Origin of the sequence: Paenibacillus sp. FA6 (assembly GCF_051550225.1) — a bacterium.
GTDB lineage: Bacteria > Bacillota > Bacilli > Paenibacillales > Paenibacillaceae > Paenibacillus_AQ.
This window is the reverse complement of record NZ_CP188820.1, coordinates 5,364,769-5,377,335: the sequence shown is the minus strand read 5'-3', so window position 1 is coordinate 5,377,335 and position 12,567 is coordinate 5,364,769. Positions and strand designations below refer to the sequence as shown.

The following is a 12,567-nucleotide window of genomic DNA, read 5'->3' as shown; positions in this document are numbered from 1 at the left end:
TTATGCCCCTTCCGACCAAAACCTTACCAAGGTCAATGCACGATGAGATAAACTAAGTGGTGACCTTTTCAGCAAGTGTAATGTTTCCTGCATCTTACGATATGACCTCGTATAGAAATATACCTTCAGCAAACAGAGATAAGCATCCTCACTTTGGGGAATACGATCCAAATACAGTAGCGCAGTGTTCTCCGCTTCCAGTAAATCGCCCACTTCCAGTTCAGCATCTACTTTCTCTATATAAGCCGCATCCTCTTCTGGTACAACTTCGATTAGTTGCTTAAGCACCAAGATGTAGGTGAATTTATGCTTCCTTAATGTCCGCTCATCTAAGAATCCACTCTTAATATAGCTACTCAGTACGTCAGCGTAAGCGCGAAGAATAGTAGCATCCTCTTTATTCGATTCATATTTAAAAGACAGTTCCTCAAGGGATATGGTTAGTTTACGCTTCATCTCCATCACTGCACTTACGGCGTAATGTGATGTTTCCGTATCTTCGTTGCTAACCGCTTTTTGTAATATATCCATATAATTCATGGAGTCTTGCTTCAATACATTGATCATCACCGTTCGTCGTGCGGCATGTTCACTTACAAGTAATGCTTCCTCGATAGAGACAACATTGAGTTCCTTCTCCACTTCAACCATGGCATGTATGCCTGTCTGAAGAACCGTTGGGTCATCCCCATCCGCGAATAGACCAGCATCCATCTCCCCATTCTTCGCTTGAACCCATTGCTTCGGCCAGAATACGGGAAATAACCAGCCGACAACAGGTAAGGCACTAACAATCAACCACTTCAATAACCATTCACGGGGCAGATTGCGATAAATCAACTTTATGAAGACACCTGACAATAGGATATAGACGATAAAAATAAGTTTAGCCATGAACAACTTCCTCTTCTAGTAATTGTAACGAAATCTCCTGATCAGCAAATCGCTTAACCACTAGCGAAGCTTCGGACAATCCAGAATTCGATAATAGAATCAAGATATCACCATTTGCACCCATGCCAATATAATCCGTTTCCCGTAATAAACCTGTCATCTTTTGCGAGATTTCTGAAAGTGATCCACTCTTCAGGGTATAAGACGCTAACAAATAATTAATATCATGTTTGGCCTTAGCAAGCTTCTTGTTCTGTAGAATGACTGCGAATACTTCCTTATTTAGGATAGAAGTCCCTTCAACGTAACGTTGACCTTCCGTTGCCTCTATATAAGAGAATGCTCTTGATAGAGCGGATGAGACCAAATCTACCGTTATTTTGAACAAATTCTGATGATATAATGAGAACTTCTCAAACTCTATCCCATCTATAGCTATGATCGCTACAGTCTCACCGTTATTCTGAATAGGAGCCGACATCAAGGGGATACCCTCTGTTAGATTCTTATTCACATATATTTTCCGATCCAGGAACATTTGATTAATATAGCTGAAATTCTCAACTTTTATCGACTTATTCTTCTCCGCTTCTCGTCCTATCGAATGGGCTACCAGTCTTAAATAGCTACCATTGGAGTTCACTGTATATATGGACACATCATTCGTACGCATAATGGATTCCACCACACTGATCGTTGAAGTAACAATCTCTTCCGGAACTAGACTCTCCAATTCTTTCGTGATCGAGTAGATTTTCCCGAAGCTATCTTCGCTGTTCTGAATTCTTTGTTGTAACTCTTCCTTCACTTCTCGAACTTCCGAATACACACTATTTAGAAATTCGTATTTCTCCTCGATATCTTCCACCTGAGCTAATTGAGATTCTATCAATCTATTCTTCCGGTCAATAGCATACCCTACCACTAGACCGATGAATAAATACACCGCAACCTGAAAGAAGAATTCCGTATCATACAATAACGAAATAAGCTCACGACCATCTAGTAACTTCTGATAGATTAGTAACCCTATTGATAGCGCAGAAGCCGTTATAGACTGTCTCTTCCCATAAATGATACCTATAATCATAATGTAGAACATTTTGATATCTATAAATCCAAGGAAAATGTCCATCTGGCTTAAAGCAACCCAGGCAATTAGAAAAAACACAACCAGATTCTCTACAAACGGTTTGATCCTCTTACCTAGTAGTTTCATTTCTGAAGGCTTCGTTTCTTTCATTAGTTCCGTTTCGGAAACCGAATCATTCTGTTTAAACCAGGTATAGGTTCGTTTTAATCCTTCTGTAAAGGTGTAAATTGGTGACCAATCCAGGTCCCTCTTTATTCTTGTATTGTCTAGCGTTGATCTCTCAATATCTCCCTTGCGTTGAGCCTTATATACAATCTCTTTAACATCATGTAACTCTGTAAGAATATCAATAAATGTATTCACTGAATTCTCGATGTTCGTAGATAAGTTATACACCCCTGATAACTGTGAGTAGGATGATCTGTATATCGCATCCGCTACATCCTCTACGTATATGAAATCTCGTGTCTGTTCACCATTACCGTAAACAAGTAAGTCTTGGTTCTTCAGGGCCCGTTCCATAAATATGGAAACCACACCACCTTCCCCTACGCTACCTTGGCGTGGACCATACACGTTGGAGAACCGAAAACAAAGCGTGTCCAATTGATACATCTGCTCCCACTTAAGACAATACGACTCACCCACCCACTTGCTGATCCCATACGGCGATATCGGATTACATGGTGCTTCTTCGTTCAAAGGTAGTTGATCATTCATACCATAAACGGCTGCCGATGATGCAAAAATGAACTTCTTTACGTCATATTTTTTCGCTAGAGTTAACATATTCACTAATCCCAGAACATTCGACTTCGTATCCTGTCGAGGATTCTCAATAGATGCCATGACATCTACCTGAGCAGCTAAATGCACCACCACATCGAATCGATTAGATCGAAAGATCTCTTCGCATTTCCGTTCTTCAACGGATAGACGGTATCCCTTATGTTTAAAATTCACATTATGTATGTTCCCAGACACTAAGTTATCTATGATAAAGACTTCATACCCCTCTTTATTAAACCTTTCCGCCACATGAGAGCCAATAAATCCATATCCACCCGTTACTAAAACCTTCACAAGTCCACCCCATGTCAATAATTGTATTAGATTTTCATTTTTATATTAGCATGAAGTGGGAAGTTGTACCATACTTTTCCTATTTATAATAAGTGCTAACGGACTATTCACAACAAAAATAACCTATAAAGATAGCGATCAATGCCATATTACAATGCATTTTATCATTATCTTTATAGGTATTAGCAACTAGATTCACTCTTTATTTACTTTTTCAGCGTTGTAACTGCGGCATCCTTCACGATTAACAGATCGCCGCTACCTGGTAACTTATCGCTATTCGAGTCGTTCCATACATATCCAATCTTAATCACATTAGCTTGTTTAGTACCCAAGTCTACTAAAGGAATGAGTATTTTGAATACGGTACTGGAAACGATGTAATTCTGCGCGCCTTTATCGTTCTTCACCTGCGTCCACTTCCAGTTAGAACCGCCCGTTCCGGTGTAACGATAGAGAGTACCATTCTCTAACAAATAGTCTGCTCCACTTGTTTTCCAATAAGGGGCTGCGAATCCTGTCTTTGTGTTGTTGTCTGTATTAATAAATATTTGACCCTTGCTAGTTAAGCTACTTCCTGCAACATAAATATTCAGATTCGAACTATCTTTGGTAGCTTTCAATATACGGGCATGACCCGTTCCACTACTTAAAGTAGCCACTTCACTCCAATAAGCATCATCCATAGCTGTGATCTGAGGGGGTTGCGGGTTGTCGTCCAGTGGTGATGGAACATGTTCAGTCGCTCCAATGTCTACCGATTCCCCCTGTATTCTTGCTAAGCCATTATAATCATAGGATCTAACATCCACATTCTGAGATGATCCTTTATCAATCGCATTCGAGCCTGTCTTCACCTGTATATTATGCTGCAATTTATCTATAAAAAGAGGGTCGCTATACATCGAGTGGCTATCATTCCCGCTAGCCTTCTTATACGTAGCCCAAGTACTGTACGACGTACCATTCCAACCCCATTTGGCCCCACTCGTACCATCCATATTGTACATCAGATTATAATCAAATATATTGCCTGAACCGCTACTGTTTACTTTATTGAGTAACACCTTCTGCGAGTTGCTATACATAATATTATTCATAAACTGATTGTTCACATTATTCCACTGTAGCGTAATCTCGCCATATCCTTGCCTCAGACTATCATTCTCCACAAATGTGTTATTTAATATGACATTGCTAGAGGTACCGCCATTCCCCGGACCTGAGCCACCCATAATTAGCCCTGCGCCATAATTGTGATGGATATAATTATTCTGTACCCTAATATCACTTGTAGATCGACCCTGCGCCTCACTAGCTAATGATATCCCAAAATCGTTACTATACAAATGGTTTCTCTCAATCAGAACTTTCGTAGCTCCATCAGCATAAATTCCAGCCGCAATATGTGATCCCTTTCTGTATGCGGGGTTATCAGATGTATCGATATGATGAACCGTGTTGCCACTAATCACACCATTACGGGTCTGATCCACGCATGGATTTGAGCATGCTCCATAGAATCCAGCAACATCTATCCCAATATTGTTGTTCTCATAAATATGATTACGCATAATCGTGAATCCATCGACATTGCCACTGAGCGTAACAGATTCACTACTTCCGGTGATAAGATCATGCACTTCATTATCTTGGATATCAATCTGGGTCATCGGTTGGATGCTGCTACCCAGCACATGAATTCCGTGAGCGTTACCCTCCGTTGCCCTATTCTCAATATGATGAACATTGTTATTTAACAGTTGAATATAGCTTCCGATACCCCTCACCCTTATACCGGCTGGATCCCGTGATTGACTGGTTGTGACTAGATTTCGTATTTCGAATCCTTTGATTCTCACATAACTCACATTCGATAAATACAGCAATGCTTGATTGGCACTTGTTACATCTTTCCCAGTTCCATCAATCACGGGGATTTCATTTGAATAGTTCTGAAAAGTAATATATCCTCCCTCTTGCGTACCTGAACGCTTGAAAGATACATACTCCGAATAGGTCCCCCCACGCACATAAACGGTATTCCCAGGTAAGAGCGTATTGGCCGCTTTTTGAATTGTTCTCCAAGGTGATGTCAACGTCCCTGGATTGTTGTCATCCCCAGCAGTGGATACATAATAAATACCCGGTTCTGCAGCATAGATTGAGTTAGTATTATTCCCATTCAGAAAGGAGGAGCCCACGATGATAGCCAACGTAAAAAAGAAGAGAGAAATCTTACGTGTCAAACCATTACTTCTCATTCTTGTCTTACTCATGATTGCCCACTCCCCTTCGTGTTATTTCACAATAACAGATCCTAGCGTATATCTCCCATCTGCGCGTCTACCTTCCATTGCGAACTCTATTCCTGGTAACTGGAGATCCGGATCAATTACGGCTACACATATTGTATAGGTTCCTGCTACGACATCATTAGGGATCTGTAACGTTTGTTGCGTCTTCTTGTTACCAGGCTGCCATGTACGGATATCTTCCTTTGTTATTTGCTGCGTTACAATATTCCCATCTGCATCAGCCAGCGAAAGCTCAAGAGGCCAGGCTTCATAGAAGGGTGCAACGCCACTATTCATCCATTCCATATTAACACGCATCTTATGACCCGGTTTAATACTCTCTTGGTGTGTCTCTGAGAGGAGGGAGAACCGGTATCCGATCGTCGTCATGAATCTATCGACATTCCGTCTTATTTCCCCCTCCGCTGGCACATTATTCAGTGCATACGGTCCAAGCCAACTAGGGTGGGTTCGCTTAATCTGGCTCAGAGTCTCTTCAATATGCTCATCCTCAAAGTAATACTCAGGTGCTTCGGCCGAAGAAAATTCGCCACCTGCTGGAGCTTGAGTCCAATAATTACGCATAGCTGGCATCGGTTCATCCGTTAACCAGAACGTATATCCATAGTTAACCCACTGATCAAATCCCTCAACCGTTGCTTCTTGATTACCAAAAGCATCATTAAAGAGCCCCATCTTTGTTTGCTCAGCAAGTGGATAAGGCCTGCGCATCATCAAATGTTTCTTTGTGAACTCTTTTATATAATGCTTCACATACTGGTCGGCTATATCAATCTTTGGAAAAGGAATCGTTGTACTCTCATCATTGATCGTATGCCACTCCCCCCAGTGACCAAGACTTCCTAATTGTACATAAGCAATTCTTGGATCATCATTATAGCGATCGGCCAACTTCTCTATGAGTTCTTGATGCAATGTAATCAATGTAGGATTGAAATAGTCCGGACTAAATCCTTTGCCCCACGTTATATCATATTCCGTTCCTTGTTGGTTCGTTAATTCATGTACCCAATCTGGTATGTCCATATGTGGAATCTCTGAAGGTTTATCTAGCACTAGACGAATGATAAACTTCACACCCCGGGCATTCCATTCTTCGAAGTTATTGTCCCTCTCTATCTGCTCAAAGGCATACTGTCCCCGCTCAGGCTCTAAATCCTTCCACGTTATATTCACGTGAGCCAACCGATATACTGGTTGCTCCGTATCAGGAATATAACGTGCGTCCGCTACGAATCCCATGAATGGATTGTTTAACACATCCTCTATGGGTACAGGAAGATAGGTCACCTTTCTCGTATCGTATCTAAACCAAACCAACCCAATAATAATGAGACAACTACTTAATACTACAAGAGTACCCGCCCTAATCTGACTTTTCAAAATATCACTTCTTCCCCGTAATGTCACAGATTCATATTACTACTGATACACAGTGTACTACGGATCAACAGAGTGGTAAATATTTCTTGGTAGATACTCAATCGGGAACAATATTGAAATAACGATATACTTTATTCAATTTCTCCCCATGTCTTCCCTTCGGACTCTCCATATTCCCGAATTCAAAAAACTTCACTCTTTTTATGCCTACATATTGCAATAAGGCCTTTTTCATGAGCACTTTATGCGCATTATTCAACCAGAACAACGGATAGAATGTAGGACCCTTCATCGTAGATATACAAACAGCCGATTTCCCCTTCAATAGCCCCTCTGGCAGAACTCCACCCTTATCCTTATAGGCAAAGTCTGAAGCAAACATTTGGTCGATATACCCCATAAGCATAGCGGGTGGCCGTCCCCACCAGATCGGATACACGAAGACTATTTTATCGGCCCAAGTTATTTGTTCTCGATACTTCTCAAGTTGAGGATTAGAATGCATATCTCTTCTGCGTTTATTCTCATTGAATACCAGGATTGGATCAAACTTTTCCTCGTATAGGTCCAGTACCTTGATCTCCGTTATGTTGGGGTTCTCACTGCCCCCTTGAAGGACTTTTTGTAAAAATGCATAACTTAGGCTTTGATGATTCGGATGAGTATAAATAACTAACGTTTTCACTGCACCATCTCCTTACTTATCATTTGATAAGTAAATCGTAGCACACTACATTTTTAGTTGTCAAATGATAATTGTTTTATGACAATTACTTTGTTATCGTGTCAATAAGAGGTGATTACTGTGGACAAAAGAGTACTTTTCCAAAAATTTGTAGCTTTTACTACTGCTGTTCATGAAGTGACGAATGAGATTACAACAGACGTGAAATCCGATACGATTACCCCTGTCCAGTATCATATTCTTGAATATCTAGCGGTTAGTCAGCCCGTTACCCTTAGCCAAATTAGTGATTGTCAACATATGTCCATGCCCAACACAAGTCGTGAACTGCGTAAACTTAGCGAAAAGAATCTGTGTGAGAAATTCGCTGTTCCGGAGGATCGACGAAAGCAATATATCCGTCTCTCCCAAGAAGGTCAAGCTATGATGAACCAAGCCTTTCATCACATAGAGACCCGTTTCTTGCAACGCATTCAGGATACTTCCGAAGAAGACCTAGAACAAATCGGACTTGCTCTGGATGTGCTTCACTCCAAAGTGTTTCATTCAGGTAAATGATTCTGATCGGCGAAGAGTTACTTCGTGTGGGATACTTCCTATGAATGCAGATAAGCTCTCCCCTAGATGGGAAGAGCTTGTTCCTTTTTAGAGGTTGTTCAAAAAGTCATCTTTTGATCACGAAGTATATCTAGAAGCGTATTCGACATCGAAGATTGAATTCAGCCAGTCCTTCCGGTGCTCACGTAGGTACTGCCTACGCTCCGCTCCTCTCTCCCTACCTTCATCCAATCTTCTCGGTGCTGAAAATCCGACTTTTTGAACTTGCATTTTTAATAATGCTACTATTCATTTAATCATCGTGAATTTACTTATTTCCCTTCTTAAGCAAAGCAACGGTAAAGTGGATTGCTTCTAGAACCTCTTTTACAAAAGGAATATTCTCCTTCTCCCACTCCTCCGGGGTGTCCATACCGTATTCGTCTACGTATTCTAATAATTGTGCTGCGGCTTCCTGGAGTTGAGCCCCATTTGCAGCCGTTTTACCTCGTAACACTTGAACTGAGAGCTTCATCGCTTTAGACGTATCCTTTATAAATGGGTACTCATCCCGCTCCCATGCCTTCACATCATCCATATCATATACTGAAATCCATTTCTCTATTAGTTGTGCTGCGCGTTTCGTATCCATTTGACTCATCTCTTGACACTCCGTTCTTGTAGTCTATTGATTGGGGATTCATCCTTCTAATGCCTTTCACTCATCTTATCATGCTACCTACATTCAGTTCGTATTTTTTTTGCTTTTCTAGACTTTTACGGATAAGGTTTAAGAAGAACAATTTCACGCTAAAAAGGACGGGATATTATTGAATACAATTAGCCATACACCAACATTTATATACACTTTTGCATGTAGTGATGATGAACGCTCCTTATGGGGCTTGGAGATGCGCTCACTTTTCGGACAGGAAACAGAATCTTTTATTATGAAGAGCCCTATTGATATTGACCCTAGTCGCAGTCCATTTATTAAAGAACAGATCGAAATCATGTACGAAGGGCAGAACTTAGCAGATATTCTCAAGCAAGTGGAAGACATCGTATTGAATAAAGAGACATTCAAGGTTATTTTCGTGAAAATCAATGACCTTGCGGAAGCGAACAAAGTATCGTATGAGGATAGACGAATCATGGAGAAGGATCTGGGGTTACATATCAACGGTGAAGCTGATGTTCATAACCCGGATCATGTGTTTGGGATCGTGACCTTAGGCGGACGCTGGTATTTCGGGAAATATCGCAAAAATGATGCAGTATGGTTACTCCATATGAAGAAGCCTCGTAATTATTCCATTGCACTCGGGACGCGACTAGCAAGAGCCGTTGCCAACATTGCCGTTCCCAATCCCAACGGGATTCATGCCATTGATCCTTGCTGTGGTATTGGAACCGTGTTGGTTGAAGCACTCTCCATGGGCATCGACATCGTGGGGCGAGATATCAATCCACAGATCGTTCAGGGAGCTCGGGCGAATATCGCTCACTTCGGATACACTAGTGTAGTTACCTTTGGAGATATTTCTGATATCACGGACTCCTACGATGTTGCCATTATCGATATGCCATATAATCTGTTCTCGTCTACAACGCCAGAGGAACAACTCTCGATTCTCCGACATGCTCGCCGTTTCGCAAGTAAGGTGGTCATTATTACAATCGAAGCGATGGATGACATGATCGCCGAGGCAGGCTTTGTTATTACCGATCGTTGTGTTGCTAGAAAGAGATCCTTCTCTAGACATATTGTTGTGTGTACTTAATTTCTCCACCAAGCAGACTTAGGATAATTAGATGATCCAATCCATACGGTCTCCCCTATTCTCGGTGTGGAGATGGCTACATTACTTTTTGCGGCAGCCTTCAAAGCTCGTTCTATCGGGTCGGTCCAGTCGTGTAACGCTAAGCTAAATGCACCCCAATGGATTGGAATCATCAATTTCCCTTGTACATCTACCTGTGCCTGTATCGTTTGCTCCGGCATCATGTGGATCCCCGCCCAGAGTTCATTATATTGACCACATTCCATGAGAGTAATATCAAAGGGACCGTACAGATCACCGATTTCCTTGAAATGAGGACCATACCCCGAATCCCCACTAAAGAATATCTTCGTTGATTGCCCATCTATAACCCAAGAACACCACAGGGTAGTATCATTATCCAACAGACTTCTTCCTGAGAAGTGTCTTGCTGGCGTACTCACCAACGTGACCCCCTCGAAGCTAACCTTATCCCACCAATTTAGTTCGGTAATCTTCTCTGCACTAACTCCCCATCTCTCTAAATGAGCACCCACACCTAGCGGAACAAAGAAATGCTTCACTTTCCCCTTTAACTGCATGATGGAACCATAGTCCAAATGATCATAATGGTCATGGGAGAGCAGAATAGCATCAATAACTGGCAATGCCTCAATCTCAATAGATAGCTTCTTGCTATAACGCTTCCCACCGATAAGCGGAAATGGAGAAGGTGCTGTTCCCAACATTGGATCTAATAGCAGCGTCAGTCCTTTCACTTCAACTAGCAATGCCGAATGACCCAACCATGTAATCTGATCTTTCTGCTCCCCTTCCTTACGTATAGGATTTATTGAGTCCACTAGTAACGGTTCACGAGGTCTTCCATTTGGATTTCCTTTCACGAACTGAACAAGCATAGAGATTGTTCCTTTGAAGCTCTTATCCATAGATGTTGGTATTTGATTAATAAACTTTCCTTTGGAGTAATTAGTAGATTGGCTTACGCTTTGTCTTAAACGCCTAGAGGAATCCCCACCAAATGCAGGATAGTATCTCATTAGACAATAGGCCAAAGCCATAATGGCAACAATACTAAACAAAATGATTACAACAGCCTCCATGATGAGTCACCTCGTCTTTCATAATTTCAATATATGAATACTCTAACCAAGCGCTGTCGCATTTGACTAGATCATCCGTCACTCCTATACCAGTATAATGAATCATCTAGCTACTTACGTCAATTTAGCTTAGTCTATATGTTAATTTTAACGCTCGAAACTTGCTGAAACATAAAAAGGACGCCCAGTGGACGTCCGAGTCTACCCTAATATTATTCTAACTCAACTCTGTAGAGCAATCCGATAATCCTTCTGTAGGTATTTATGAATACGAACGAAGTCGGCTGGAGTAAGCTCTCTTAACCGTTTATTCTTCAGCTCTTTACCCAGAATAATACCGATCGTTTGTCCTGCTAGTGCAGTGTTAGGCATAATGCGTGCACTACCATAAGCTTTGATCGTTGCACCAATATTGCTCCCCACAACAAGAACATTCTCATATGATTTCAATTCAAAGGAGCGCAAAGGAATACCATAACGATCAGGGTGACCATAGCTATGTCCTTTAGGAATTTTAGTAGTAGCCTGTAGATCTGTTCCATAGCTAGCAATGCTAACATTATCCCAGAACATCTTACTAGACATTAAATCAGGATAATCCAAAATATACTCTGTTTCAAAACGATTATAATCTCTAATGTACAAATATTCCGGAAATCCATTTAGTTCAGCTTTGGCATACCCAGGTATATTCTTACGTAAATATTTGAGTATCAACGGAGCTTCTGCTTTACCTTTCTTTATAGCTGACTCAATCGATTTCGGATCAGCAGGGTCCACATCAAATATTAATAAGGCATTCATAACGACCTGCCCATCCTTCTGATAAGTGGAGTTAATTCCCCGCAGCACAAACTGCGGATCGAGCGGCTTATATTTATATGTTATATTGCTAAATCCTGTCGCATAATTCCAATCGACGTATGTATTAGGACCATACTTCTCCCTAACATTGGTAAGCGGGTAATCCTGTAACACGGCTTGATGCAATTTACTCCAATTCACATTTTTGAAATTTAAAACAAGGGTTGCCGCCATATAATCTGGCTTGCTACCATTATAAATACTCTCCATACCTGGAATTCGTTTAACATCTAAGTGACTCGTCAATGCATTAAAATCACTATTATCCACAAAATATTCTGCCTCAACAGTATACTTCACACCATCTTTAGCTCGATATGTTATTGATTTCAGAGATTTATCTTGTTTCTGGGAGACAACATTCACAGACTCAATCACTATACCACTGCGTAGCGGTATATTCTTAATGACACTCTGAAAATAACGGTTAAAGTCCGCATCCTTCCGAATCGTTCCTGCCTTATAGCCGTCGAATAACTTCTTTATATCTCCTTGAACCAGACTTCTCCCTTTCTTATCATTGGGCTCATCTAGAACATACATTTGACCCTGTATCAATTGACCACCTTGCTTACTTCGCGGATCTAAAATTAGTACTTTCAATCCCAGTTGATGTGCTTCTTTGGCAAGCAAGGCACCTTGAATCTCACTTCCGATGACGACAACATCGTAGCGACTACAACCCGAACCACAAGATGATTTGGCTTCAACCGTATAAGAAATAGTATACGGGCTAATCCATTGAACAATGAATGCCATAATGATCAATGAAACTAGGTATCTTGAACATCTAATGGTTGACTTCATGCTTCATTCAACACTC

General features: G+C 41.2%; 10 protein-coding genes. 2 read left to right on the top strand and 8 right to left on the bottom strand.

From position 1 onward, the window contains the following. The 5 genes from ACP8HI_RS24230 to ACP8HI_RS24210 form a co-directional block, all read right to left on the bottom strand. A complete protein-coding gene (locus ACP8HI_RS24230; RefSeq protein ID WP_438348665.1) occupies positions 1 to 894 on the bottom strand; it encodes a hypothetical protein in 894 nt (297 codons plus the stop codon). Then, a complete protein-coding gene (locus ACP8HI_RS24225) occupies positions 887 to 3,070 on the bottom strand; it encodes an NAD-dependent epimerase/dehydratase family protein (protein WP_438348664.1) in 2,184 nt (727 codons plus the stop codon). The genes ACP8HI_RS24230 and ACP8HI_RS24225 overlap by 8 nt, the downstream gene beginning before the upstream one ends. 206 nt (positions 3,071 to 3,276) lie before the next feature. After that, the gene (locus tag ACP8HI_RS24220; RefSeq protein WP_438348663.1) at positions 3,277 to 5,349 is read right to left on the bottom strand and encodes a choice-of-anchor Q domain-containing protein; all 2,073 of its coding nucleotides are present in this window, start codon (positions 5,347 to 5,349) and stop codon (positions 3,277 to 3,279) included. A gap of 21 nt (positions 5,350 to 5,370) precedes the next feature. Next, positions 5,371 to 6,771 carry a DUF4832 domain-containing protein gene (locus ACP8HI_RS24215; protein WP_438348662.1) on the bottom strand — a complete coding sequence of 467 codons (1,401 nt, stop codon included), beginning with the start codon at positions 6,769 to 6,771 and terminating at the stop codon, positions 5,371 to 5,373. A 97-nt stretch (positions 6,772 to 6,868) separates the two neighbouring features. After that, on the bottom strand, positions 6,869 to 7,456 hold the full coding sequence (locus ACP8HI_RS24210) for an NAD(P)H-dependent oxidoreductase (RefSeq protein ID WP_438348661.1): 588 nt from the start codon (positions 7,454 to 7,456) through the stop codon (positions 6,869 to 6,871). A 120-nt stretch (positions 7,457 to 7,576) separates the two neighbouring features. Between ACP8HI_RS24210 and ACP8HI_RS24205 the strand changes: the two genes are divergently transcribed. Beyond that, positions 7,577 to 8,014: a MarR family winged helix-turn-helix transcriptional regulator gene (locus ACP8HI_RS24205; RefSeq protein ID WP_438348660.1), complete on the top strand. Its 438-nt coding sequence runs from the start codon at positions 7,577 to 7,579 to the stop codon at positions 8,012 to 8,014. 307 nt (positions 8,015 to 8,321) lie between these two features. On the opposite strand, the gene ACP8HI_RS24200 is transcribed toward ACP8HI_RS24205, so the two are convergent. Next, the gene (locus ACP8HI_RS24200) at positions 8,322 to 8,645 is read right to left on the bottom strand and encodes a hypothetical protein (RefSeq protein WP_438348659.1); all 324 of its coding nucleotides are present in this window, start codon (positions 8,643 to 8,645) and stop codon (positions 8,322 to 8,324) included. Positions 8,646 to 8,823: 178 nt separating this feature from the next. On the opposite strand from ACP8HI_RS24200, the gene ACP8HI_RS24195 reads away from it, so the two are divergent. After that, a complete protein-coding gene (locus ACP8HI_RS24195) occupies positions 8,824 to 9,777 on the top strand; it encodes a TRM11 family SAM-dependent methyltransferase (protein ID WP_438348658.1) in 954 nt (317 codons plus the stop codon). On the opposite strand, the gene ACP8HI_RS24190 is transcribed toward ACP8HI_RS24195, so the two are convergent. Continuing rightward, positions 9,774 to 10,706: an MBL fold metallo-hydrolase gene (locus ACP8HI_RS24190; RefSeq protein ID WP_438351973.1), complete on the bottom strand. Its 933-nt coding sequence runs from the start codon at positions 10,704 to 10,706 to the stop codon at positions 9,774 to 9,776. The two genes, ACP8HI_RS24195 and ACP8HI_RS24190, sit on opposite strands and share 4 nt — an antisense overlap. Positions 10,707 to 11,102: 396 nt before the next feature. Then, positions 11,103 to 12,551, bottom strand: coding sequence for an FAD-dependent oxidoreductase (locus tag ACP8HI_RS24185; protein WP_438348657.1), 1,449 nt, complete (start codon positions 12,549 to 12,551; stop codon positions 11,103 to 11,105). Positions 12,552 to 12,567 lie beyond the last annotated feature (16 nt).